The sequence below is a fragment of the Flagellimonas flava genome, assembly GCF_900129665.1.
GTDB lineage: Bacteria > Bacteroidota > Bacteroidia > Flavobacteriales > Flavobacteriaceae > Flagellimonas > Flagellimonas flava.
This window is the reverse complement of record NZ_FQWL01000002.1, coordinates 559,584-585,131: the sequence shown is the minus strand read 5'-3', so window position 1 is coordinate 585,131 and position 25,548 is coordinate 559,584. Positions and strand designations below refer to the sequence as shown.

25 protein-coding genes are annotated in these 25,548 nt (G+C 42.5%); 9 read left to right on the top strand and 16 right to left on the bottom strand.

All coding sequences use genetic code 11. From position 1 onward, the window contains the following. Positions 1–37: 37 nt before the first annotated feature. The 8 genes from BUC10_RS08480 to BUC10_RS08445 all read right to left on the bottom strand — a co-directional run bounded on the left by BUC10_RS08480 (position 38) and on the right by BUC10_RS08445 (position 9,114). A complete protein-coding gene (locus BUC10_RS08480; RefSeq protein WP_073178358.1) occupies positions 38–802 on the bottom strand; it encodes an SH3 domain-containing protein in 765 nt (254 codons plus the stop codon). Next, positions 799–2,580, bottom strand: coding sequence for a BatD family protein (locus BUC10_RS08475; protein WP_084732593.1), 1,782 nt, complete (start codon positions 2,578–2,580; stop codon positions 799–801). The genes BUC10_RS08480 and BUC10_RS08475 overlap by 4 nt, the downstream gene beginning before the upstream one ends. After that, the gene (locus BUC10_RS08470; RefSeq protein WP_313785801.1) at positions 2,580–3,473 is read right to left on the bottom strand and encodes a tetratricopeptide repeat protein; all 894 of its coding nucleotides are present in this window, start codon (positions 3,471–3,473) and stop codon (positions 2,580–2,582) included. The genes BUC10_RS08475 and BUC10_RS08470 overlap by 1 nt, the downstream gene beginning before the upstream one ends. Beyond that, complete coding sequence (locus BUC10_RS08465; protein ID WP_073178354.1) at positions 3,454–4,500, bottom strand: VWA domain-containing protein; 1,047 nt, start codon at positions 4,498–4,500, stop codon at positions 3,454–3,456. Before BUC10_RS08465 ends, BUC10_RS08470 begins: the two co-directional genes overlap by 20 nt. Before the next feature lie 3 nt (positions 4,501–4,503). Beyond that, entirely contained in the window at positions 4,504–5,502 is a 999-nt protein-coding gene (locus BUC10_RS08460) for a vWA domain-containing protein (protein ID WP_073178352.1), read from the bottom strand. Beyond that, positions 5,503–7,164, bottom strand: coding sequence for a BatD family protein (locus BUC10_RS08455; RefSeq protein ID WP_073178349.1), 1,662 nt, complete (start codon positions 7,162–7,164; stop codon positions 5,503–5,505). Further along, positions 7,164–8,030 (bottom strand): DUF58 domain-containing protein, encoded by an 867-nt coding sequence (locus BUC10_RS08450; protein WP_073178347.1) that lies wholly within the window; start codon positions 8,028–8,030, stop codon positions 7,164–7,166. The genes BUC10_RS08455 and BUC10_RS08450 overlap by 1 nt, the downstream gene beginning before the upstream one ends. An 82-nt stretch (positions 8,031–8,112) precedes the next feature. Next, a complete protein-coding gene (locus tag BUC10_RS08445) occupies positions 8,113–9,114 on the bottom strand; it encodes an AAA family ATPase (protein ID WP_073178344.1) in 1,002 nt (333 codons plus the stop codon). 156 nt (positions 9,115–9,270) lie between these two features. Between BUC10_RS08445 and BUC10_RS08440 the strand changes: the two genes are divergently transcribed. From BUC10_RS08440 to BUC10_RS08430, 3 genes are read left to right on the top strand one after another with little or no spacing between them, the layout of a single operon-like run. Continuing rightward, on the top strand, positions 9,271–10,134 hold the full coding sequence (locus BUC10_RS08440) for an aldo/keto reductase (RefSeq protein WP_073178341.1): 864 nt from the start codon (positions 9,271–9,273) through the stop codon (positions 10,132–10,134). A 16-nt stretch (positions 10,135–10,150) separates the two neighbouring features. Then, positions 10,151–10,900, top strand: coding sequence for an SDR family NAD(P)-dependent oxidoreductase (locus BUC10_RS08435; protein ID WP_073178901.1), 750 nt, complete (start codon positions 10,151–10,153; stop codon positions 10,898–10,900). Next, complete coding sequence (locus BUC10_RS08430) at positions 10,897–12,033, top strand: ATP-binding protein (RefSeq protein WP_073178339.1); 1,137 nt, start codon at positions 10,897–10,899, stop codon at positions 12,031–12,033. The genes BUC10_RS08435 and BUC10_RS08430 overlap by 4 nt, the downstream gene beginning before the upstream one ends. A gap of 1 nt (position 12,034) precedes the next feature. Here BUC10_RS08430 and BUC10_RS08425 read toward each other — a convergent pair whose 3' ends face one another. Beyond that, positions 12,035–12,979 carry a carbohydrate kinase family protein gene (locus BUC10_RS08425; RefSeq protein WP_073178337.1) on the bottom strand — a complete coding sequence of 315 codons (945 nt, stop codon included), beginning with the start codon at positions 12,977–12,979 and terminating at the stop codon, positions 12,035–12,037. 215 nt (positions 12,980–13,194) lie between these two features. On the opposite strand from BUC10_RS08425, the gene BUC10_RS08420 reads away from it, so the two are divergent. Further along, positions 13,195–13,920 (top strand): metallophosphoesterase, encoded by a 726-nt coding sequence (locus BUC10_RS08420; protein ID WP_073178335.1) that lies wholly within the window; start codon positions 13,195–13,197, stop codon positions 13,918–13,920. Position 13,921: 1 nt separating this feature from the next. Here BUC10_RS08420 and BUC10_RS08415 read toward each other — a convergent pair whose 3' ends face one another. After that, positions 13,922–14,485 carry a hypothetical protein gene (locus tag BUC10_RS08415; RefSeq protein ID WP_073178332.1) on the bottom strand — a complete coding sequence of 188 codons (564 nt, stop codon included), beginning with the start codon at positions 14,483–14,485 and terminating at the stop codon, positions 13,922–13,924. Positions 14,486–14,495: 10 nt separating this feature from the next. Further along, complete coding sequence (locus BUC10_RS08410; protein WP_084732592.1) at positions 14,496–15,041, bottom strand: OmpA family protein; 546 nt, start codon at positions 15,039–15,041, stop codon at positions 14,496–14,498. A 612-nt stretch (positions 15,042–15,653) separates the two neighbouring features. On the opposite strand from BUC10_RS08410, the gene BUC10_RS08405 reads away from it, so the two are divergent. Next, the gene (locus BUC10_RS08405) at positions 15,654–16,628 is read left to right on the top strand and encodes a sugar phosphate isomerase/epimerase family protein (protein ID WP_073178327.1); all 975 of its coding nucleotides are present in this window, start codon (positions 15,654–15,656) and stop codon (positions 16,626–16,628) included. A 50-nt stretch (positions 16,629–16,678) separates the two neighbouring features. Here the strand turns inward: BUC10_RS08405 and amaB are convergent, their stop codons facing one another. The 5 genes from amaB to BUC10_RS08380 form a co-directional block, all read right to left on the bottom strand. After that, the gene (amaB, locus tag BUC10_RS08400) at positions 16,679–18,232 is read right to left on the bottom strand and encodes an L-piperidine-6-carboxylate dehydrogenase (protein ID WP_073178325.1); all 1,554 of its coding nucleotides are present in this window, start codon (positions 18,230–18,232) and stop codon (positions 16,679–16,681) included. Between the two features lie 74 nt (positions 18,233–18,306). Continuing rightward, complete coding sequence (locus tag BUC10_RS08395; RefSeq protein ID WP_073178323.1) at positions 18,307–18,678, bottom strand: DUF1304 domain-containing protein; 372 nt, start codon at positions 18,676–18,678, stop codon at positions 18,307–18,309. Further along, positions 18,678–19,217 carry a 3-hydroxyanthranilate 3,4-dioxygenase gene (locus tag BUC10_RS08390; RefSeq protein ID WP_073178320.1) on the bottom strand — a complete coding sequence of 180 codons (540 nt, stop codon included), beginning with the start codon at positions 19,215–19,217 and terminating at the stop codon, positions 18,678–18,680. The genes BUC10_RS08395 and BUC10_RS08390 overlap by 1 nt, the downstream gene beginning before the upstream one ends. Before the next feature lie 107 nt (positions 19,218–19,324). Next, positions 19,325–19,849 carry a CAP domain-containing protein gene (locus tag BUC10_RS08385; RefSeq protein WP_073178318.1) on the bottom strand — a complete coding sequence of 175 codons (525 nt, stop codon included), beginning with the start codon at positions 19,847–19,849 and terminating at the stop codon, positions 19,325–19,327. 191 nt (positions 19,850–20,040) lie between these two features. Beyond that, complete coding sequence (locus BUC10_RS08380; protein ID WP_073178316.1) at positions 20,041–20,583, bottom strand: CvpA family protein; 543 nt, start codon at positions 20,581–20,583, stop codon at positions 20,041–20,043. Between the two features lie 62 nt (positions 20,584–20,645). On the opposite strand from BUC10_RS08380, the gene BUC10_RS08375 reads away from it, so the two are divergent. The 4 genes from BUC10_RS08375 (at position 20,646) to BUC10_RS08360 (ending at position 25,543) form a co-directional block, all read left to right on the top strand. Further along, a complete protein-coding gene (locus tag BUC10_RS08375; RefSeq protein ID WP_073178313.1) occupies positions 20,646–21,002 on the top strand; it encodes a hypothetical protein in 357 nt (118 codons plus the stop codon). A gap of 16 nt (positions 21,003–21,018) precedes the next feature. Further along, positions 21,019–22,689 carry a glycerol-3-phosphate dehydrogenase/oxidase gene (locus tag BUC10_RS08370; protein ID WP_073178311.1) on the top strand — a complete coding sequence of 557 codons (1,671 nt, stop codon included), beginning with the start codon at positions 21,019–21,021 and terminating at the stop codon, positions 22,687–22,689. Positions 22,690–22,764: 75 nt separating this feature from the next. Then, positions 22,765–23,850 (top strand): hypothetical protein, encoded by a 1,086-nt coding sequence (locus BUC10_RS08365; RefSeq protein WP_073178309.1) that lies wholly within the window; start codon positions 22,765–22,767, stop codon positions 23,848–23,850. 124 nt (positions 23,851–23,974) lie between these two features. Continuing rightward, the gene (locus BUC10_RS08360) at positions 23,975–25,543 is read left to right on the top strand and encodes an alanine/glycine:cation symporter family protein (RefSeq protein ID WP_073178307.1); all 1,569 of its coding nucleotides are present in this window, start codon (positions 23,975–23,977) and stop codon (positions 25,541–25,543) included. Positions 25,544–25,548 lie beyond the last annotated feature (5 nt).

Sequence of the window (25,548 nt, the reverse complement as noted above, 5' to 3'; positions counted from 1 at the left end):
AATAGGGGGATACCCCCTTTTTTCTGTTAAATATAATTTAAAAATCTTTTAAAAGTCGAAGGTTTTCTTTTGGCAACCATCCTGTTTGACCATCGGATAATCGTATTTTTTTCCAATCGTTGAGCTCCTCAAGCACGTTTACTTTGGTGCCTTCGTGAAGGGTAAAAACAACCTCACTATTCGAATTGGGTTCCGAACTGATCTTAATTTCCTTGCTGAAAATAATAGCGGGATTATCATTGGTGAATTGCTGAAACTGAAGATAGGCCATAAGAATGCTCAATACGCCTAAGATAAGTGCAAACACACTGGTAATAAAGGCAATTCGCTTTTGGGTCGCAAACCGCAAGAAAAAATAAGTCAAATAGGTAAAAACAAACAAGAGCATCAAACCAACGGCCAAGTAGGCCCATTGATCAAAGGACAAAAAGTTGACCACAGTATCGTAAAGCTGACCCAATTCTGTCTTTGGCATCTCCTCAACCGCATCCAATCTCATATTTTGGGCGTAGCCCAAATTATTCAAAATCTCCGCATCATTGGGTTTTAGCAATAACGCCTTTTCGTAGTATAGAATACTCGGCCCAATGGCATTCTGTTTGTAATAGCAATTGCCAAGATTGAAGTACAGTTCGGCCGAATGTTCCCCATTTCCAAGGATTTTTTCGTAATTCTCTATGGCCTTGGAATATTCACCTTTATTGTAGTGCTCTGTGGCTTGGCTAAAAAGTGCACTGTTTTGGGCCATCCCGGTAAGGGAAGACAACAGGAAGAGTACTATCAATGATTTTTTAAGACTCATAACTGTTTATCCAATTTAGAAATGACCTCACTTGCCTTTTCGTAATCGTGCTGCATCTGCACATCTGAAAAGGGACTGTATCGTGCCATTTCACAGTTCTTTAAAAGACTTATGAATCCTTCCACATCCGAAACATCCACGTTTTTTTCGCTCAGTATGGTCGTAATTTTTTCCTTGCTGAACTCTGAGGTTTCTATCTTCAATTTGGCTTTAAGATAGTTGTGCAAGCCTTTTTCCAAAGCCACATAAAAGGCTTCCTTTTGACCAAGTTCCTTTTTCGCGGTCGAGAGATACTTTCGGGCCAATTTATTAGCTTGTTTAATTCGGTTGCCAACCACATCGCTTGCTATGGCCTCTCGTTTTTTGAAAGAGAAGACGGCGATGGGAATCAATAACAAGGGAGCGAATAGTAGGAGATAAAATTTATTCGACCCAAAAAAGTAGTTGGTCCCTATTTTGGTGAGATTGGGATTCAATTTTATAAAATGAAATTGCTTCCCTGTAGGAACCACAAATTGTTTGTTCGTAGACGAGGTCACCGCATTGTCCGAGGCACCAAGGGGACCTTCCAACACTTCTATATTGATTTCCTCCGAAGAAAGGGTAACGTATTTGGCCGTTTTGGGATTAAAATAGCTGAAGGAAATACTGGGAATTGGATATTTGCCGCGATAGGAAGGCACAATGGTATAATTGTTGGCCACCTTACCCTCCATTCCGGTACTGATTGTTCGGACTTTTTCGTCATATTCCGGCTCATAGACCTCGAGTGAACTTGGCAGTTCTGGTTCAGGTAATTGGAAAAGCTTCAAGTTCCCTTTTCCGGCAACTTCCACCTTGGCTTGAAGGGATTCCGAGGCATTGAGCTGTTTTTTGCTTGTGCTCACAGAGAATTCGAAATCCCCGACGGCACCACCAAAATCAGCCGGTCTTTCCGCTTCTGGCAATGGTTTTACGTTTAGCGTTCGTCTACCTGCCGAAACTGTTTTGCTGGCCTGGGTATAGATTCGTCCTCCAAAAAAATCCCTCCGATTGGTAGGTACATCCACAAAGATTTCAAGGGAAAGCGGTTCAATTTCCAACTTCCCGGCTTTCTGTGGATAAAGTACCACTCTTTTTAGCACTACGTAGCGATAGGGTTGCCCTTGATAGGTGCCATTTTGTGCAGTATGTTTGGTTACGGGAATGTCCTGACTCCAAAAGTTATTGTATTTGGGGTTGTCTAAAGGGCGATAGTTGGTGACACTTATGTTTGGACTTACATAGAGTTTGTAGACCACGGTTACAGCTTCATTCAAATACGGATTTCCTTTAGATACTTCTGCCACCAAATGGAGGCTTTCATCTGCCACGTCGTCCACGGTTTTCTGGTCATTTGGTTTGTCCACTGCCGCAGTGACCTCCACCGTCTTCGGCAAGGTTTTATATGTCTCACCACTAATTTCTATTGTGGCCTGTTTGATATTAAACCTCCCTCTAGCCGTGGGAACCAGAATGTAGGAGTAGGTCTTGGAAAAACTGCGTTTCCCATTGATCCACGAAGAACTGATGGACTGGGAGGGCCCCATGACCACCTTAAAACCTTCAAAGGGCGGAGGATTGAAATTGTCCCCATCCTTATTCATTGTAAATTCTACCCTTAGCCGTTCGTTTATACCCAGTTTCTGTTTGCTGAGTTTCATTTCAAACGAGACCTCATTCTCTTGGGCATACAGAGAACTTCCCGATGTTAAGGGGAAGCACAAAACAGCCATAAAAAAGACGCAAATGCCTTTCATTACCAATCTTTCTCGTTTCTAATTTTTTTACCCTTGACCTTTCTGGCCTCCATTTTTTCCTGCACCTTCTTTTCCTCATTTTGCATGGCCTCTAGCAGATTCTGTATCTGTTGTTTTGAAAGTTGGTTGGGTCTAGGCTGTTGTTTTTGTTCCTCGGGTTGATCTCCTTCATTGGGCTTCTTCTCCTGTTCTTTCTTTTTATCTCCATCTCCCTCAGAATTCTCCTCAGGTTTGTTTTCTCCGTTTTCACCTTCATCCCCTTCATCTTTGTTTTCATCTTCATCCTGTTCTCCTTCATTATCCTTGTTATTGTCCCCCTCGTTGTTCTGATCCTGATTTTGATCTTTCTGCTCGTCCTTATCCTGCTGATCTTTGTTATCCTGGTTTTGGTCGTTATTCTGATTGTCCTGCTCATTTTCCAGCATTTTCTTGGCCAATGCGAGATTGTAACGGGTCTCTTCGTCATTGGGATTATTTCTAAGGGACTCTTTGTAAGCTTCAACGGCTTTTTGGTATTCCTTCTTTTTCATGAACACATTGCCCATGTTGTGAAAGGCTTTGTGCTTGCTGGGTTTTTCCTTTGTCTTTTCTCCTGCTTGCTTGAAACGACCAAAGGCTTCCCCGTAACTCTCCCGGTTGTAATAAGCTGTTCCCAGATTAAAGGGTGCCACAGTGTTATCTGAACTCTTTGAAATGGCCCTTCTATACTCGGATTCTGCCGTGGTAAAATCGTTCGATGTAAGCTCCTTGTTTGCCTCCCAGGTGAGGTTGGTGGAGGCTTGCAATGCCTTTTCGGCCTCTTTGACCGCTTCATCCTCCTGAGCGTTTATATGAAGGCCGGCCATCAGTAATAGGCCGAATAGCAATCTTCTCTTAAGCATCATCATGTTCATTAAAAAGATTTAATTTTTTCAACCATTTTGTTTTTCTGTCCAAAAGGAAAATGTCCAAAAATAAAAATAAAAGACCTATACCCAAGAACCACTGGAACTGGTCCTTATATTCTGCAAATTGTTTGGCCTCAAATTCTTTTTTGTCCATTTGGTTCAATTGTTCCTTGATGTATTCCACCGCGTTTTCGGTATTGGATCCATCAATATATTCACCGTTCCCTTCGCTCGCTATTTCAGAAAGGACCATTTCGTTCAGTTTGGTGATGACCACCTCTCCTTTGTTGTCCTTTTTTAGGCCTTGCACCACTCCATTTCGTTTGATGGGAATTGGAGCTCCTTTGGGTTTGCCAACGCCAATGGTGAAAATTCGGATGCCATTTTGGATGGCATTATCCACAGCATCAATGGTAGAACGCTCGGAATGATCTTCCCCATCCGAAACAATAAAGAGAATCCTATTCGTTTGCTCGGAGTCGTTATAGTAGGTGCTGGCCAAATCAATCGCGGCATTAATGGCCGTTCCTTGTGACGATAGCATATCGGTGTTCATACTCTGAAGAAACATTTTTGCGGCACCGTAGTCGGTAGTGATAGGTAATTGGGGATAGGCCTGTCCGGCATAAGCAATAATACCAATTCGGTCACTGGCCAATTGATTTATGATTTCTGATACCAGGCGTTTTGCCTTTTCCAGGCGATTTGGCGCAATGTCCTCAGCGAGCATACTTTTGGAAACATCCACGGCGAAGACAATATCAACGCCTTCTCGTTTAACGGTTTCCAACTTGGTTCCAATTTTTGGGTTCACCAACCCCAAGATTAAAAAGGCAAGCCCCAGCAATAGAAAAATAAGTTTCAACGCTGATTTGAAATTGGACCGATTGGGTGCCAATCTGCGGAGCAACTTGGAATCGGCAAATTGGTTCTGGGTTCTTTTTTTCCAAACCTGGAGCAAAAGGAAAGCCACTACCATCACCGGAAGTATGGCCAATAAATAGAAATATGCTTTTTCTTCAAGCTGAATCATGCGTTAAATAAAACTTTTAAATATGGAACTGCGCAAGGCCCATTCCAACAACAACAAAATACCTGCCAAGAAAATCAATGACCGGTATTTTTCATCATACTTATAATATTTGAATTCTTCTATTTCCGTTTTTTCAAGTTTGTTGATCTCATCATAGATTTCTTCCAGTTTTTCATTGTCCGTGGCCCTGAAATACTTACCGCCGGTTACCTTGGCGATCTCCTGGAGCAATTCCTCATCTATTTCTACCTGTCTCATACCATATCTAAAAGAACCATCCCTGTTATAGGCCACTGGTGAAAGCGCATTTCCGTTGGTTCCCAATCCAATGGTATAGGTCTTTATTCCAAATTCAATGGCAAGATCAGCGGCTGTGTTAGGTTCGATGAAACCTGAATTGTTAACACCATCGGTCAGCAGGATGATAACCTTGCTGATGGCCTTGCTCTCTTTCAGCCGATTTACCGAAGTGGCCAATCCCATGCCAATGGCAGTTCCATCTTCGAGTTCACCATAGGTAATCTCCCGAAGGGCTCTTAGGACAATGGATTTATCGCTAGTTATGGGGGTCTTGGTATAACTCTCCCCCGCATAGCCAACAAGTCCAATGCGGTCGTTCGGACGTTGTTTTATGAAATCCCCTGCAACTTCTTTTAAGGCCGAAAGTCTATTGGGCTTTAAATCTCTGGCCAACATGCTCGATGAAACATCAATGGCCATGACAATATCTATTCCCTTTGTTGTCTTGGTCCTTGTTGAAATATCCTCCACCTGCGGTCTGGCCAAAGCGGTTATTATGGAAGCGAGGGCAAGCAGTCGCAAAGCAAAAAGCAAGGGACGCAATTTTGAAGCAAGACTGCTTACTGTAAATCCTTTAACACTGGAAATCTTAAGTGCCGCCACTTCATCTTTGTGCTTGAAAAAATACCATAGCAAAGCCAGTGGAAGCAAAAGGAGCAACCAGAAGAACTGTGGGTTTGCAAATTCGATACTATCAAACATCTATACTTGTGTTTTTACGTCCAACGTGGTTAGAATTCGGGCTACAATCTGTTCAGCATATTCGTCACCATCTTCCCAGGTGATGATAACCTGTTGCATAAAACCCTTGCCACCAAAAGACAGGATATTGTATTTCGCCTTTTTGGATTTACTGCTTCCCGGACTTTTAAAGTTTCCAGTGCCATAGGTCTTCAGTCCCGTAACACCGGATTTAGTCTGGAATTCCTCCTGTTTGGTGATGATGTTTTTTAGCCCGTACTGCTCAAAAGCTCCTAAAGTGGAACCAATAGCCGCTTCAAAATTAGGTTCGGCAGCCTCTTTATAAGTGACCGAACTTGTGGCTACGGAAAAGATGCCCACATAGCTGCCATAGGAGAAGGTCTGTAGCTCTTTAATAAGTTCTTTGGCTTCTTCGGGCAGGTCCATTTCCTGTCGGATCAAGACATCTGGTGTCTGTATTTCTATGGGCGGGTACCCGTAGGCACTGGTCACCCATTCGCCTTCCAAAAGTTCCTTTGTAGGATAGCCAAAAACGGTATCCTTGACCTGCTTAAAACCAAAATAAGCCACGGAAAGTGCTGCACTAAAGAAGATAAGTCCGGCAAAAATAGCAGCTGCCCAATAAATTCGTTTACGCTGTTTTTTCTTGGCAAGCTCCTCCAGGTATTCCTCGGTTTGAAGTAGATCCTCTTCCGTGGGTTCAGGCAGGGCATCATGGGTTTTTACCACAATCTGCTCTACTAATTTTCTATCCTGTTCCGCGACGGAAGTTGAAGGTTTCGATTTGGCAAATTTGACTAAATCTGCCGTTTGGAGAATGTTTTGAAACTGGACCAATGTCTCGTTGTCCAAGTTTAAGTCGCCGGCATCCCGAAGCAATTCCAATTTGGTGATCAATTGGCTTGTGGTGCTTTCCAGAGCAGAAACGTTCACATCTTCCTCCAAATAGGAACGAACGATTCCTGTTAACTCGGAATAATATTTTTTGTACTCATCCTGAATCAGGTATCTGGAGTTTTCCAGCTTTTTAAGCTCTAACAGAGCCCTGTCATAGGGTGGCAGCAAGGCTACTTTTTCTTCCTCTGTGAGGGGTTTTTTCCGTAAAAAGAACCAATACACCAAGCCTCCAATAATCAGGAGCGCCAAAAGTACCCAAAGTAAGGTCCTCCATATTTTGGCATAACTCTTTTCCACCTCAATAAGAGGTTTTATGTCGAACATTTTTTGCTTGGTAGTGTCCACGACCACATCGGCGACCTTTATTTGGAAGGAATCGGTATAAAATGGTTGTTCGTTAATTGCTATGCGTTGTGGGGGAATGGTATAGGAACCGCTGTCAAATTGGGTAAGTGCATAAATTTGTTTCAGAATCACCTTATTGCTTTCCTTGATAGTGTCCTGCATTATGGCCTCCACAGTTTCCAAGGGCGAAAAGGTTTGGCCTTCCGGAAAGTGAACCACGTTCAGTGAATCGGTTTCCACCGTAATGGTATACTGGATCTGTTCTCCAATTTTGATTCCCGTGGTGTCTATGTTGGCAATTACTTTGGAATCCGATTGGGCATAACCGTCAAAGCAAAATAGCAATAGTGCCAACAGCACCAACTTTGCCGGTAACCCGTGGAACTTGCCCTTAGATTGTATGTTATTTGCCTTCAACATCATCCTCTTCGTTTAAAATAACCCAACAACTTTTTCACGTAGCTTTCATCAACACGACAATTGATTACGCCACAACCAGATTTTGTAAAGGAATTCTGGAAATAATCCACCCTTTCCTTGTGAAATTCTGCATAGGCATTACGAACTCTTTTGGATCGGGTATTTACCAATTGCAGGGTGCCGGTTTCTGCATCTTCCATTTGCACCATCCCTAGATTAGGAATGGATTCCTCCCGCTCGTCATAGATTCTTATCCCGGTTACGTCATGCTTGTTGCCTATAATGCGCAGGGTATTGTCGTAATCATTGGCTATAAAATCCGAAAGAACGAACACAATGGCTTTTTTCTTCATGACATTGGTCAAGAACTTCAAAGCTTCGGCGATATTGGTCCGACTACTTTTGGGTTTAAACTCCAATAGCTCGCGAATGATTCGCAATACATGGCTTTTTCCCTTTTTAGGAGGGATGAACAATTCCATTTCATCCGAAAACAGAATGAGCCCGACCTTATCGTTGTTTTGAAGCGCCGAAAAGGCCAAGGTTGCGGAAATCTCAGTGATTACTTCCTTCTTGAACTGCTGTGATGTTCCAAAAAGCTCCGATCCACTCACATCAACCATAAGCATCATGGTCAACTCCCGTTCCTCTTCAAAAACCTTTACATAGGGTTCGTTATAACGGGCCGTTACGTTCCAATCAATGGTTCGCACATCATCACCAAATTGATACTGCCGCACCTCACTAAAGGTCATACCTCTTCCCTTAAAGGTAGAGTGGTATTCCCCACCAAAGATGTGGTCGGAAAGACGTCTAGTCTTTATCTCAATTTTGCGTACTTTCTTAAGTAGTTCTTTCGTGTCCATCTGCTAGCAAACTGCGTATTGGCTGCCCGTATTTGATGATGGTAGGTTGTTTTTTTGAAGGTTGCCCGTAGGGGGATGCCTGCTAAGGCACTTCAACCTCGTTCACAATCTTGTTAATGATTTCTTCGGAAGTGATGTTCTCAGCTTCAGCTTCGTAAGTTATTCCAATTCGATGTCTTAAGACGTCATGTACAACGGCCCTCACATCCTCTGGAATAACGTACCCTCTCCGTTTTATAAATGCATAGCATTTGGAGGCACTTGCCAAATTGATGCTACCCCTTGGGGAAGCACCAAAACTGATCAGGGGTTTTAAATTTTCAAGATTGTATTTTTCTGGATAACGTGTGGCAAAGACCAAATCCAGAATATATTTTTCTATTTTTTCATCCATATAAACCTCTCGGGCAGCCTGTTGGGCGCTCAAGATTTGTTTTAGGGTCACCACAGGTTTAACAGCCTCTGTTGTTCCCTTAAGGTTTTGGCGGATGATTAGTTGTTCTTCGTTGAGCTTGGGATAATCGATTACCGTTTTTAGCATAAAACGGTCAACCTGCGCTTCTGGAAGGGGGTAGGTTCCTTCTTGCTCCACCGGGTTTTGGGTGGCCATAACCAAAAAGGGTGCATCGAGCTTAAAGGTCTCATCTCCGATAGTAACCTGCTTTTCCTGCATGGCCTCCAATAAGGCGGACTGTACTTTGGCGGGAGCCCTGTTGATTTCATCTGCCAAAACAAAGTTGGCAAAAATAGGCCCCTTCTTAATGGAGAAATCGTTCTCCTTAATATTGTAGATCAAAGTTCCCACAACATCCGCGGGTAAAAGATCCGGGGTAAACTGAATTCTACTAAAACTGCCTTTTACCGCTTTGGATAGGGTGTTAATGGCCAAAGTCTTTGCCAATCCCGGAACACCCTCCAATAAAATATGCCCCTGGCCCAAAAGGCCAATGAGCAATCGTTCCACCATATGCTTCTGGCCAACAATGGCCTTATTCATCTCCTGGGTAAGCAAATCAATAAAAGCACTTTCTTGGGCAATTTTTTCATTCACAGCACTAATATCAATAGTAGTGTTTTCTTCCATATAAACTTTTATTGTAACGTATTAATGATCAAAAATATATAGGGCTGCAAAATGAAAATTTATTTAAAAATGGTCTGTTAATTAATGGTTAAAAAAATCCGCAAAGCCCCAGTTTTGTGAAGGATTTAAGGGTTTAATTTTATACTTTCACTTCATATGCAAAGTACAGATAATTATTCAAAAGTTATTGTTGGGACAATGACCTGGGGAAGTTGGGGAAAGAAACTGTCCAAGGATGGGATGGTGGATTTGATGCATCATTGTCTTGAACATGGCCTTACAACTTTTGATCATGCCGATATTTATGGGGATTATACCACAGAAGCTGATTTTGGAGCCGCCTTTGCAGAAAGCGGTATAAAACGGGAAGATATCCAACTTATCACCAAATGTGGGATTCAAATGACAAGTGGACGAAAAAACCGCCTTAAGCATTATGAATACAGTAAGGATTACATCATTTGGTCGGCGGAACAATCCCTTAAAAACCTGAAAACCGATTATCTGGATTTGTTCCTTTTGCATAGGCCCAGCCCATTAATGCAACCAGATGAGATTGGAGAGGCCATCACTGCACTTAAAGAAAGTGGAAAAATAAAACAATTTGGAGTATCCAATTTCACTCCATCCCAAATTGGTCTTCTGGAAACCGGCACTCCGGTATCCGCTAATCAAGTGGAATTTTCCTTAACCCATACCGAGCCTATGTATGATGGCACTTGGGACGATTGTATTACAAACAAGAGAACGGCTATGTCATGGAGTCCTTTGGGGACAGTTTTTCGGGAAGAACAAAAAAAAATACAAGAGCACCTTTCAACGTTGGCCAATAAATACGATGCGGATGTGGGTCAAATTCTTTTGGCGTGGATGCTGAAACATCCTGCAGGGCCTAAACCCGTAATTGGCACCACCACCAAAAGCAGAATTGCAGCCTCGGCAAAAGCTCCCGACCTCGAATTGGAATTACAGGATTGGTTTGCCCTTTTGGAGGCCAGTCTAGGGCATGAGGTGGCGTAACATAAACGAAGAAAAAATGAACGTACTTATTACCGGAGCTACGAGTGGGATTGGTAAGGCCACAGCAGAACTCTTGGCCGGCAACGGGTTTGGCCTAATCCTTTGCGGAAGAAGAAAAGAACGATTGCAGCAATTGCAAAAGGAATTATCCCAAACTACACAGGTACATACCATAAGCTTTGATGTCAGGGATAAGAAGGCGGTTTTTGATGCAATAGCGAGTTTGCCGGATGCTTTTAAGCAGGTAGATATTTTGATCAACAATGCTGGGAATGCCCATGGGTTGGATACTATAGATGAAGGTCGAATGGAAGATTGGGACGCCATGCTGGATATTAATGTGAAGGGACTGTTGTATATGTCAAAGGCTATTTTACCACAAATGGTGGATAGAAAAGCGGGGCATATCATTAACATTGGTTCCACTGCAGGTAAGGAGGTATATCCCAAAGGGAATGTTTACTGCGCAAGTAAACATGCCGTTGATGCCATCAACCAAGGAATGCGAATTGATCTGAACAGTTACGGCATTCGGGTTGGCGCAGTAAATCCGGGATTGGTCGAAACTGAGTTTAGTGATGTACGATTTAAAGGTGATACGGCTAGGGCCGAACAGGTATACCAAGGATTTCAACCCCTTAAACCGCAGGACATAGCGGATATTATCCATTTTGTAATCACAAGACCTTATCATGTAAACATTGCGGACTTGGTAGTAATGCCAACTGCCCAGGCTAGTAGCACCATCGTCAAAAAAGAACTATGATCAACAAACGCCTTTTGGTCAAAAATCTGTTGGCTCATAATGATGAAAATAGTTTTTATGACAAGAAGCGTTTTATATCCATTGGTGAAAAAGAAGGAAAGGCCAAATTTCTGAAACATGTCTGCGCCTTGGCCAACAGCAATCCTATAAATAATTCCTTTATTGTGATTGGGGTCGAGGACGAGGACAGCAAGATTGTAGGTGTTGATTTTTTTGATGACAGTAAGATTCAGAATCTGGTGAATGCCTATTTGGACAATCCTCCCCTGATATCCTATGAAAATATTCCGTTTCCCCATTTACCGGAAGGAAAGGTGGTGGGTTTAGTGACCATACGTTCCAACGGCAAGGTATGCGCCCTTCGCAAGAATATCTGGAAATACTATGGTGGGGCCGTCTTTTTCAGGGAGGGAAGTATAAGTCTTCCCAAGGCATTTGATATTCAGTTGAAAGACATCAATTCCGAAGCTGTTGCTATCATTGAGCAGCATGCGAGAAACAACATTGAACTCACCCTTGATGCGGTCATTAATTTTATCAATACGCGTCATGCCGACCTGATAAGTGATTATAAGGTCTTCAAGGAACAATTTGTGGTCTGCTGGGCTGGAAACAGAAAGCGGGTCAATAACAAAACCTATTACTCCAGGGTGGACATTGAACTTATCAATGAGCAGGTAAAACTTTTCTATTCCGCATTGGATGAAATCACGATTTCCTATTCGGAAGATTCATTTACCATGATGGAATATGTGCAGCTGGGCTTGGGCTCCCAGCAAAAGTATTATCCACTTGAGGAGGTGGTCATCACTTTTTCGGAAAACGGAAAGTATACCATAAACAGCGAACTGATTTTTGAACCACCACAATACGATAAAAAGACCCTCCACCATGTGTTGAACACCAACAACTCCCTCCTTCAAAAACTGGAACGAAAAAGTGTCCTTAACCAAGCTGAAGAAGTGGATTTAAGTCATTTGCCGGCAACCTATCTTATTTGTTATCTGAATGGTTTTGAAGAAGCCAAAGAACAAATGGAGCGGGCAAGGCCAATGTTAAAACAACTTAATGAAAGAATCTATCAATCTTTGAAAGAGTCACTCAGGGTACTTAGAAAGGTGAGATACAATTAGACTAGGATTCCAACTGTACCTTGGTAGGCAATGAAGGAATGGCACCATAATTTTTGGTAGTAATGGCACCTGCTCTGTTTGCAACGGCAACCATGGACGTTAGGGTTTCAAAATCCGCTAAAATGTTTTGGAAATTGCCCATATCAGCAATTTGTTTTAATAAACAACCAATAAAGGCATCACCAGCTCCTGTGGTGTCAACTGGTTTTACAGGAATACTGGGCACAATTCTTCTGGTATCGCCGATACTCACCAAAGTACCATCTTTTCCAAGGGTAACGGTTATGATTTTAGTTCCAACCTCATGCAAATAATCGCAGGCTTCATCCAGGTCTTCCTTTCCCGATAACAATTGCGCTTCCTCCAAACTAAATTTACACAAATGGGATTTCTCAACGAAAGGCATACATTTTTTAATGAATTTCTGCTCGTTTTCCTTCCAAAGATCACTTCTAAAATTAGGGTCGAAACTGATGAACATATCCTTGGTAAGCCCATCAAACAGATATTTTCCATAGGCTTTTTCCAGAGAACCTCCCAAGAGTGCCGTAGCAGCTCCCAAGTGCAAAAGGTTGCCTTGAAATTCTTTCCTATGGTTTGGGTTGTATTCCAGTTCTTTATCGGCTCCCCTACTAAAAACAAAATCCCTTTCCCCATCCTCGGCCAAGGAAACAAAGGCCAAAGTGGTGAAAGTTTCTGAAACTTGGACAAGGGAAATATCTACCCCTTCTTTTTTGATGACCTGGACTAGGAAACTGCCAAAGGGGTCATCTCCAACCGCACCAATGAAGATTCCTTTTCCGCCTAATTTGGAGATGGCACAAGCCACATTTGCTGGTGCGCCACCTGCTTTTTTGGTAAATGTGTTAGCCTTGGAAAGGTCACTTCCCTGTTTTTCGGCAACAAAATCAATTAAGAGTTCGCCAATGCAGAATACTTTTTTCATCCTAACAACTACAAGTAGGGGTCAAAGTAAGGGGAAAAGTGTCGCTACTCCAAAATTTTATGGGCAATTACGGTAAAATAAGTGTTTGTGGAGCCTTTACCTGAAACTGACTAGTCCTTTTCTCAATAGCACTGATTTTAAAACTATACTTAAAAGGTTGGATGAATTTTAGGCCAAGTTTGAATTTGTTGTGTATCATTGTCCAAAATTTTTTCATGAGAACCTTGGTCATTGGAGATGTCCATTCTGGACTTAGAGCCCTTGAGCAATTGTTGGAACGGGCAAAGGTCAGTACCACCGATCATCTTATATTTTTGGGGGACTATGTGGATGCTTGGAGTACCGCAGTGGAGACCGTTGATTTTTTAATGGAACTTCAGAAAAGTCATAACTGTACCTTTATTAGAGGAAACCACGATGAACTTTGCCGCGAATGGCTTTTGACCAAGAAGGAAAACCCGCAATGGCTTGCCCACGGCGGTGCCGCCACGCGGGATTCTTATCTAGCGGCGCAAAGGGAGAACTGGAACAAGCATTTGGAGTTTTATGCCGGTCTTCAAAACTATTATTTGGACAACGATAACCGATTATATCTGCACGCGGGGTATACCAACTTAAAAGGAGTGGAGTATGAATATTTTGATCAATTGTTTTATTGGGATCGGACCTTGTGGGAATTGGCAAGGGCGTTGGACCCTAAACTTACCCAGACAGATAGCACGTACCCAAAAAGATTAACACATTACAGAGAGGTGTTTATTGGTCATACACCATTGTCAAAAACAAGTACGGCAATACCCCAACAAGGTGCAAACGTATGGAATGTTGATACCGGGGCCGCTTTTAAAGGACCGCTTACTATTATGGATGTGGAAACCAAGGAGTTTTGGCAAAGTGATCCAGTATACACGCTTTATCCAGATGAACCGGGAAGAAATTGATTTAGAATTTCCCTGATTTATGTTTGTCCTGCCATTTGGCAAGTTCGGCCCATTGCCCCATATAGGCCATTTTTGCCTGCATGGGCCATGATGCTGGATCGTGGATGCGGTAACGATCGCCTCCGGAATTCAAAACTTCCTGACACTTGTTTGTTGAGACCTCGGACAAGTCCTTCCAGGTCTTTATTCCAAAATTGTGGAACAAGCCTTCAATTTTTGGGCCTATTCCTTCAACAATTTTCAAATCATTTTCCTTCACGCGTTTTCCAAAAGCCGCCTTGGCCTCGACAGGATTAAAGGAATGGGGTTTAGCTTCGGTATTGGAAAGAGAAGCTACCGGAACATCCTTTTTGGTTTCTGTTTTCTGCGAAGCTTGTTGTTGTTTACAGGCTTCAAGTTCAGCTATTAGACTACTATTTTCTTGTTCTAATTTTTTAAGCTCTGGGCCTTGATCTAAGACGGAGGCATGTTTGCCCTTACCGATTAAGTATCCCAAAATCCCGGATATGATTCCCACCAAAGCGGGAATGATCCAACACCAGATATTGCTGTTTTCTAAACTCATTGGTTATAATTTAAGGTTGATGTTCTGTGTCTTTGGTTTCCGTAAGCTCGTATGAAATAGCACCTAGATAAGTAGTCCTGTCCTGCACCAAATTCTCATCAAGACTTGCAGTGGGAATGATTTGATCGGAACGAACCCCAAGCAAAACAAGATGGTTTTTTACTGAATGGGCACGTGCTATTCCAAGATTGGCAAACGAGCTGGTATTCTCTTCTTCCGAAGTATAGTATCCTGTTAATCGCACTGTTTGGTTTGGATGGTCGGCCAAATGGCTTTTGAGGTGTTCGATATTGGTTTTCAGACCCATGGACATAGGCATTAGAAAGGACGGGCTGGAAACAATAAAATTAAAGTTGTGGTTGACTTGAAACGGAAAGTCACTATCACGGACCGCAAAAGGATATGAAGCAGATAATTGATTGGGTTTTGCCATTTGAATATCTGTGGGGGATTTTGCATCACTGTTCATGCATCCGACGCACAGATTTTTAAACAAAAAAGTGCCAATAACAATAGTAGCCAGTATCCCTAAAAGGTACGTTGTTTTCGATGTCATTGGAGGTGGACTTTAGTGGATTCTTCTCCAAAGTATTAAAAAAATGCTAAAACTCTAGAGTTTAAACCAAACAATCTGAGCATGTTAGGTAGTATAAAACGGTATTTAACCATCAAATTGGAACGGAAGATGGTTGAAAAAATGCAAACCATACAGTTTTTTTGACCAATGATACGATTTGGGATTTATCCTTCATTTAGTTTACGGAAATTAGGGGTATATATTAGGTAAGGAACCCTATTTCTCCCGACCAAGTTCCGGCATTGAAATAGGGTTTAATTTAAGTTTGAGTTAGTTAAGTTGGTTTAAAGTAACGCCCGTTTATGCTTTGCATAGCGGGCGACTTTTTTATCTCAATGATTCCATTTTCCCGCCACATTTCGCAGTTTTTCTAGATAATGATCCCACGCAATGGCGCACCAAATAAGTCATTACTTCTTAACTGGGGGTTGCGAAGTCTTTTGTGAAAACAATTTATGGCGCTTTGCCACAATTAAAATTTCGAGTACATTTAATGGGTGGATGTGTCATCTATTTAGGTATTTGCGATTATTTCGGTCAACACAAAAAGTAACAAAGCAACTTCCCAAGAAAAACTAAAGAATTTGAGAGATGAAAAGACGAGAGGCATTAAAAAATGGTATGATGGGGGTTGGTGCCCTGACATTGTTCCCATCATTGCAAAAGTTGCAAAAATTAATGGGGTCACCCTATAATGAAGGTCAGATTCCACTTGGAGTTCAACTTTTTACCATTCCCAAATTGGTGGACCAAGACTTCAAGGGTACCCTTGAATTGATTTCAAAACTGGGATATAAGGAAGTTGAATTCTTTGGACCATATCCCTTTAGTGCGCAGGAGGCCATAGATGGATGGAATGAATTTAAACCTATGCTAGGTTTGGAAAATGATGCTTTTTATGGTCATACCATAGAGGAAACAGCACAAATTTTAAAGGATCTGGGTCTTACAGTTCCCTCTATGCATACGGATTTCATTTCATTGAGAAAAGAACTGGACAGAATGCTTGATGAGGTATCAAAGCTTAACACAAAGTATCTAGTTTTACCTGCTATCCAGGAGGAAAAAGACACCCTAGACGACTACAAGCGCTTTGCTGAGGAATTTAACGGGTTTGGCGAGAAAATGGCAAAATATGGAATACAGTTTGTCTACCATAACCATGGATACGAACATACAGAGCGAGACGGGGAAATACCCATGCATTACCTGCTCAACAATACTCATGAAGACCATGTGAAATTTGAGCTGGACATCTTCTGGATGCAGGCGGCAGGAGCCGACCCCATTCAATTTTTGAAGGAATATCCGACTCGCTATAAAATGTTGCATCTGAAGGATGCTTCCCAAGAGTTTCGTTTTACTGGCGACGGAAGTTCTCCTGATCAATGGATGGCCGGTTTCCCTTTAATGACGGATCCTGGGGATGGGGTCTATGATATCAAAGGCATTATTGATCAAGCAAAAACATCTGGGGTTGAACATTATTATTTGGAAAGGGACATTGCTCCCAACCCAAAAGAAACCTTACGAAATTCATATGATAACTTGCTTAAGTTGAGTTAAATAAAAAGGGCGGCTTATCTAAGCCGCCCTTTTAGTTTGAATCGTATGAACTATAAATCAAATTTGATTCCTTGAGCCAATGGAAGTTCTGTAGTGTAGTTGATCGTGTTGGTCTGTCTTCGCATATATATCTTCCATGCATCGGAGCCACTCTCTCGGCCCCCACCTGTTTCTTTTTCACCGCCAAAGGCACCACCAATTTCAGCACCTGATGTTCCAATATTAACGTTGGCAATGCCGCAATCGCTTCCGGAAGAAGACAGAAAACGCTCCGCTTCCCTAAGACTATTGGTCATGATGGCAGAAGAGAGGCCTTGAACAACTCCGTTTTGAAGTTCGATAGCATTTTCAACTGGACCGTTATATTTCAAAAGATATAGGATGGGCGCAAAGGTCTCTTCCTGCACAATGGTAAACGAATTTTGAGCTTCAACGATGGCAGGCTTTACGTAGCAGCCACTTTCATAACCCTCACCCTTGAGGACTCCACCTTCGACCAAAATGGTTCCGCCTTCATTGACCGCTTCCTCTAGGGCCGCCTCATACATTCTAACGGCATCGGTGTCAATAAGTGGGCCTACATGGTTGTTTTCATCCAATGGATTCCCAATGCGAAGTTGTTTGTACGCATCTGTAATCGCATCTTTGACCTGATCGTATATGGATTCATGAATGATCAATCTTCTGGTAGAAGTACAGCGTTGACCCGCCGTACCCACGGCACCAAATACAGCCCCGATAACTGTCATTTTGATATCAGCATCCGGAGTGACAATAATGGCATTGTTGCCACCAAGTTCCAAAAGGGATTTCCCCAATCGGGCAGCTACGGCTTGGGCTACAATTTTTCCCATACGGATAGATCCCGTAGCAGAAACCAAAGGAATCCTTTTGTCGTTGGTCATTAACTCACCTACCTTATAGTCACCATTGATTAGACAGGAGATACCTTCTGGCAAGTTGTTCTCTTTGAGTACTTCTGCAATAATGTTTTGACAGGCCACTCCGCACATTGGTGTTTTTTCCGAAGGCTTCCAAATACAGACATCACCGCAAACCCATGCCAAGGCAGTGTTCCAGGCCCAAACGGCCACTGGAAAGTTAAATGCGGAAATGATTCCCACTACACCTAAGGGATGGTATTGTTCGTACATTCTATGCCCTGGTCGTTCAGAGTGCATGGTAAGTCCGTGTAACTGCCTTGAAAGCCCTACTGCGAAATCGCAGATGTCTATCATTTCTTGGACTTCCCCCAAACCTTCTTGGTAGGATTTTCCCATTTCGTAAGAAACTAATTTTCCAAGAGGCTCCTTAAGCTCCCTGAGCTTTTCACCAAATTGCCGTACCATTTCACCCCTTTGGGGAGCAGGAACCAAGCGCCACTCTTTAAATGCATGGGTGGCTGACTCCATAACCCTTAGGTAATCTTCCGGGGTAGTGGTTTTAACTTTACCGATCAAGGCTCCATCCACCGGAGAATGGGAGGAGATGGTTTCTCCGGACCCAAAATTATCGGAACCTGTTGAGGTACCCTCATTTATCTGGTTGAGGCCCAATTTTCTTAGGGCTTCTTCAATACCAAAATCGATTGCAACTTCTGACATTTATAACTTTTTAAGTGTGAATTGTTATATTTTTTCAAAACTACGAATAATCCAGATGTTCTCATGGCCTTTTCTTAACTGAAATGATGCAATAGAAGAAGCAGTATACCTAGTATTGCTGGCAAGGCCTGAACCGTGAATATTTTCTTTGAAACGGTAGCAGCACCATAAATTCCTGCTACGGCTACGCATCCTAGAAAAAACAAGGCCACATAGACCTGCCAATCTGGATTGGTGATAAAGAGGGACCAAAAAAGCCCGGCCGACAAAAAGCCATTGTACAGCCCCTGGTTTGCTGCCATAGTTTTAGTGGGTTCAAACAAATGATCTGGAAAGTTCCGGAAAACTTTTTTGGCCTTGGTGGTCCAGACAAACATTTCCAGCCATAAAAAGTATAGGTGTAAAATGGCGACGAGTACAACAAAAAATTTAGCAGCTATCAACATTAGTCTTTGGCAATAAATCGTTCATCAATGGGCATCACAGTTCCGCAATTGGAGCAGGTCCGTAAATCTTTGGAACCGTAAAAGTGTTTAAAATGTCCCAGAAAATCTTTTTCAATATCATTTAAGGTAAAATAGGCCTCATAAAGTTTGTGGTTGCAGTTGTCGCAGAACCACAGTAGGCCGTCATCCACATTCATGTCCGATCGCTTTCGTTCTACCACCAATCCGATGGAACCTTCATGACGCACCGGCGAATGTGGAACTTTTGCCGGATGTAGGTACATGTCTCCAGGACCCAATTTCATGGTCTTTTTCTCTCCATTTTCTTGGATATGCACTTCAATATTTCCCTCCAATTGATAAAAAAGTTCCTCCGTTTCGTTGTAATGGTAGTCTTTGCGCGCATTAGGTCCGGCAACAATCATCACGATATAATCCCCAGCTTCCTTGTACAAATTTCTATTGCCAACCGGAGGCTTAAGAGTATCCCTGTTTTCAGCTATCCATTTGGTCAGGTTAAAAGGTGCTTGTATGGACATGACTCAAGATTTTCAGAAAGGTATAAAATTCCTTTTTGCCATCATAGGGTTTAACAAAAAGACCCGGGTATTGCCCAGGTCTCATCTTTAAAATCATTTACGTCCTTCTATTGACTAGAAAGCTCCACTCGCATGAAAATTTGAGTGAAGTATGCCCTTCCATCTTGATCTAACTGGACACTTAAGGTGGTATGGGTGAAATCACCTTCCAAGGTTCTTTTGTGTGAGGCACTGTTTAACCATCCTTCTAATGCAGAGTCGGCAGAAGAATAAAAACGCGCTACGTTTTCACCCACTTCAACAGCACCTGTTTCCGAAGCGATTTCTGATGCCCTGGTCTGAAAGTTATCGTGACTTAGTTTGTTTTTGGAAATCATGTAGTTGTTATGCGCTTCTGCATGTTCATATGAAGAAGGACTTAGCGCAAGTTCCGATGCACCTATGGAGGCTCGGTGTTCATTTACCATCGCTACCAACTCGGCTTCTACCGCCTCCGGGTCAACAACAATTGTCTTGTTGGCTTCTTTAACGGATTCTGTAAGAGCCTTTTCTTCAAGCGGGGATGATTTACTGCACATGACCAAACTTACAATGGAGGCCATGATCCATAAGGAGTAAAATACTTTTTTCATTTTCGGGGGCGATTAGCGGGGTTTGTTCTAAGAACCCCATGTGTTCCAAAGGTCTAAGCTAGCAGAGGATGGTAGTGAAACCATGAATTCTCCATATGGGAACCAAATTATCCGTTAAGCGGTATGAAAGCGGACTTTTTCCAGTTTTCATTAAAAATTCGGATAGCACTTTATCGGAAAAAAGAGACCTTTTATATACTATGGGTTGAGGACTCAGGTAAAGTATTTTCGTCACGATCGGGGTCAGTCTGTTCCTTTTCCAAAACAAAAGAAAATACGAACGCACCAATATCTTTAACAGGATGATAAAAGAGCGACTCATTTTTGGTGTCCTCATTGACCAAATTGAGAGGAGCAGTAAGTCGTTCAAAAAAGATGAGTATGGCACCAAGGATAATGGCTGTCTTAAGTGCTCCAAAAACCCCCCCGGCAATTTTGTTCAAAAGTCCCAACATGGCAAAATCCGCAATTTTGGTGAGCAACTTTCCTGCAGAATGGACCAAAATCACGATGCCAATAAAGGTGATGAGAAAAGCAGCGATTTTTAAATATTGCCCATTCCAGTTCATGGAGTTGGCAAGATGGTCCGCAGTGATATAGGAAAAATGGATGGCTCCGTAAATTCCCAAGATAAGGGCAATCAGGGAAGCAACTTCCACAAAAAGACCATTCTTAAGCCCTTTGAAAAGTCCCCAGACCAGTAAGATTCCAATAACAATATCCAAAAAGTTCATCGGTAGGATTTTAACAAATATAGGATATTGATCACTACCTTTGTTTTTTCCAAGAACAGCGAATGGCGAGAGATGAAAAACTTAAGGAACGATGGGATGAACTCGTGGTAAAATTGTCCCAACAATTTTCAGATGGCGACCCCTTGGATATTGACGGTATTATCTATCTTGTGGGGTTACAGGAGCTTGGCAATTTTCATCGGAGCTTTAAGAAAGATGAGAAGGTAAATCTGATGCATATTGCCATATGCAGATTGTTGGAGCCTTATGGCTATTATGATTTTGATTTTTTTGATGAGGAAGGATGGCCCCATTACAAGATAAAGGAGCAACTACCACCATTAAAGGCTGGGGAACAGGCCATTTTAATGAAGGAGGCTTTGGTGAATTATTTTTTGGAGAAGAACTATATAAAGTAATTAGAGCAGTTTAAGTATGGGCGAGCAGTTGAGATTTTCAAATTTGGACAGGCAGGACAGAATTCAGAATATCACCAAACAAACCTATGATTTGGTGGTAATTGGTGGTGGAATTACGGGCGGTGGAATTGCCTTGGACGCCGCTTCAAGAGGCCTTAAGGTATTATTGCTGGAAAAGGGGGATTTTGCATCCGGAACCAGCAGTAAATCAACGAAACTGATTCATGGCGGCCTGCGTTATCTAAAGCAGTTCGATTTTTGGCTGGTAAAGGAAGTGGGTTCTGAACGTGCAATTGTCCACAAATTAGCACCCCATCTCGTATTACCGGAAAAAATGCTCTTGCCCCTTATTGAAGGTGGTTCCTATGGAAAGTGGCTGACCTCCATTGGTCTCAAAGTATACGATATTCTTGCCCAGGTTACCGGAGAGGACAAACGACAAATGCTGGAGAAAAAACAGGCTTTGAAGTTGGAACCGCTCTTACCCAAGAAAATCCTCAATGGGGCCGGGTACTATGCAGAATACCGCACGGATGACGCCAGATTGACCATTGAGAACATCAAGACCAGTCTTAGCTTCGGTGCGGAGGCACTGAATTATGCCAGGGTAACCGATTTTCTGTACGAGAACGACAAGGTTGCCGGGGTGGCCTTTCAAGATGAAGCAGGAGGGGAAGAAGTTTTTCAGGTAAAATCAAAATACGTTGTGAGCGCTGCTGGTCCTTGGGTGGATGAATTGCGCACCATCAATAAGTCAAAAAAAGGAAAACGACTCCACTTGACAAAGGGGGTACATGTAGTGTTTCCAAAGGAAAAATTGCCGGTAAAACAATCGGTTTATTTTGATGTGCCGGATGGGCGAATGATTTTCGCAATTCCAAGGGGAAAAGTTACCTATGTAGGTACTACGGATACCAATTTTAACCTAGACAAAGATCATGTGAAGACCGATTTGGCGGATGCCATTTATTTGATTTCCGCGGTCAATAATATGTTTCCAGACATCCATTTGGAAATGGATGATATTGTGTCGTCTTGGGCAGGACTTCGTCCTTTAATACACGAAGAAGGTAAGTCAGCTTCGGAATTGTCCAGAAAGGATGAAATTTTCACGTCGGACACGGGCTTGATCAGTATAGCAGGCGGCAAGTTAACCGGGTATAGGAAAATGGCCGAACGTACTGTAAATCGTATCTCCCAAAAAATGGAAGAGGACTACGGTAACAAACCGAAAGAATGCGCAACGGCCGAAATTCCACTTTGTGGCAGCACTTTTAAAAAGTTCAAACATGTAAAAAAATACATGGCAGAAGTCAAGGATAGAATGCAGTCAGATGGTTTTAGCGAATACGATGCTTGGTATCTGGTGACCACTTATGGAAAGCAAACAGATACCATCTTGGAAAACTATGCTGCCCTTCGAAATAAGGATCCTTATGTGAAACTTATCCGGGCGGAGGTACAGTTTTCGATAGCGCACGAAATGGCCATGAACCCGATGGATTTCTTTATCAGACGAACAGGGAGGTTGTATTTTGATATTGAAAGTATTCGCTTGCACATGGAACCAGTCCTGGAAGAATTCAAAAAAGCCTATGGATATGGAAATGAGGAAATCCAGTCCTTCAGGGAAAAACTTTTATCCGAGCTGGATTCGCATTCCAATTTTTCGATCAATAGGGTATAAAAGGCAAGACCTGGAACAAACCTGACCTACCTTTTTGATTTCTCTATATTTGGAAAAATAGTTTGAAGTATTCCTATGGAGGGCAATCTTCTTTCGTTTTACGGTTGGTGGCAGTTTGCTGTGTGCTTCTTTGCATTTCTGGCATTGATGGCGATTTGGTGGCAGATTGGGAAGAAACAAAACGATTTTGGTCAGGTTTGGCTGGCTTTGTCCATTTTGGCCTGGTCTTTCTCAGGCCTGTTTGAAGTTTACTTTTCAGAAAAAATGCCGGAGAGCTTGCTACAACTTGAAAGTTGGCGCAGCATTTTTTCACTGTTCAATAGTCTGTTTATTTTACTGGCCCTTCCTTGGTTTAGATATTTACCCCCCCCGTTGGTCCCCATAATAAAAGGAGGGTTTTGGAGATATATTGTTGGTATTCCTTTTTTGTTCTGTTTTGGACAAACCTTACATAAACTTGTTATAGGAAAAGCATATGGGTTTGTTCAAGAGCCCGATGTATATTATGCGGTGTTCACCCTTATTTTTTTAGGAGGTGTTTTATGGGAGTCCTTTGCGAAAAGAAGGCTAAAAGTCCTCTCATGGCTGTCTTTGTTCTGTATTGCCATTACGCTACTGACACAGTTTCTAAAGCTTTCACAGTTTCTTGAAAACCAGTTGCTTTTCTCAGCAATTTTTAAGGCCAATTTAATCATGCTCTTTTTTGCCTTGGCGTTGGGCTGGGTCAAGGAACTAGCAGAAAGCATTATTCCAAAATCTGTAAACCTAAGTTTGATTTTTTCAAAAGAAAAGGACGTTTCGGGAAAATGGATTCCTACCGTTGTTTTGAACGGGTTTCCGGGAACCAAGGAACGTAAAATTGTGCTGAGCCCAAAGTCGAATGCCCTACTTTTAGAGTTTGCCCAAAAGTGCAAAAAAGGAGAAAATCCTTGGTTGGAAATCAAACCAAAAAACTTCTCCGTTACCGGAAAAAAATATGATATCTCGGATTACAATCAAATCAAAAGATTGCTCGTTGCCCTGTTGGATGGACTCTTTGGGGAAGGTAATTGGAGCAAGGAACAACACCTGGTTCCCCTAAAGAACACACTATTTGAAATGTCGGAAAACAGGGATAGAAAGATTAGATTGAGTATACCTCCAGAAAACATATTCCTGTAAATCAAACACTTATGATTAATTTGTCGGTTGGCAGATTTACCGACACCCCATAGTTTTTTCCGACCTTTTCTTCCTTTTCAAAAGTCTTGTTTCAATTTCAACCGAATTTGAAAACCAAGACCATATGAAATTTCCATTTCTCAGATTACCAGAAACGACCATTCATATATTGGGCACATCGACTGGAGGATTAGATCAAAGAATCAACGATTCTTTTATGCCCTTCGCACAATGGTGGGAGGCCCTAATTCTGGGAACCATAAACATTTTTGGAGCCCAAATACCTGTCGTATTGCTCCTGCTCATATTGGGTGCGCTTTTTTTTACTATCTATTTTAAAGGGGTAAATGTCCGCTTGTTTCCAACTTCACTCCGAATTGTGAGAGGTAATTACGACAGTTTGGATCGGGGTTCGGAGGATGGGGAACATGGTGAGGTCAATCACTTTCAAGCTCTGGCAACCGCAGTATCTGGTACGGTAGGTTTGGGAAACATTTCCATGGTGGCCGTAGCCATTTCCATTGGAGGTCCCGGGGCTACCTTTTGGATGATTTTGGCTGGTCTATTGGGAATGTCCACCAAATTTGTGGAATGTACTTTGGGCGTAGTCTATCGAGATATTGATGCGAAAGGAAATGTGTTTGGGGGACCCATGTACTATTTGAGCAAGGGTTTAAAAAGTAAAGGCTATAAAAATTTGGGAAAGGTATTGGCTGCAATATTTGCAGTCTTATGCATAGGTGCTTCCCTGGGAGGGGGGAATGCCTTCCAAACCAATCAGGCTGCTGCCCAAATTATTGGCCAGTTTGGAATTCAGCATGAGGCGGCGGGAACCTTGATTGGAATTGCCATTGCCATTTTGGTCGGAATAGTGATCATAGGGGGCATAAAACGAATTGCCAAGGTAACCGAGAAGACAGTTCCATTTATGGCATTGCTCTACGTTTTGGCCGCGCTTTTTATAATTATCTCCAATATAGATTTAGTGGATGACGCATTGGCTGCCATCGTTAAGGATGCCTTTTCCCCAAAAGCGACGGTTACTGGTGGTTTTATTGGAGTGATGATTCAAGGGTTTCGTAGAGCTGCGTTTTCCAACGAGGCAGGGGCTGGGTCTTCGGCAATTGCGCATTCTGCGGTGAAAACGAGATATGCCGCTTCGGAAGGTTTGGTCGGCTTGTTGGAACCGTTTATTGACACCGTACTTATATGCACCATGACAGCAGTAGTTCTTATCCTTTTTAATATGGAAGGGACATTTGTCTACGGCGATGTACTGAACAATAAGGTGCTAATGATGGATGGTTCCCGAGTGGGGGGTATCAACCTTACCTCATTGGCGTTCGAAAATGCCATAAGCGGGTCATCTTATGTATTGGTGGTTGCCGTTATTCTATTTGCGTTCTCAACCATACTTTCCTGGTCCTATTACGGGCTCCAAGCTTGGAAGTATTTGTTTGGAAGGGGCAAATGGTCGGACCTTGTCTACAAAGTAATTTTCTTGATGTTCACTATTCTAGGGGCAGCTATCACCTTGGATGCCGTGATCAAATTCTCCGATGCCATGATTTTGGCGATGGTTTTCCCCAACATGATCGGGCTGTTGTTTTTGTTTCCAAGGGTGCGGTTGGAACTTGAAAAATACCTAAAGGCAATTCAAGAACTAAAAGGCCGGAAAGATGGTAGGTCCTGACCGGC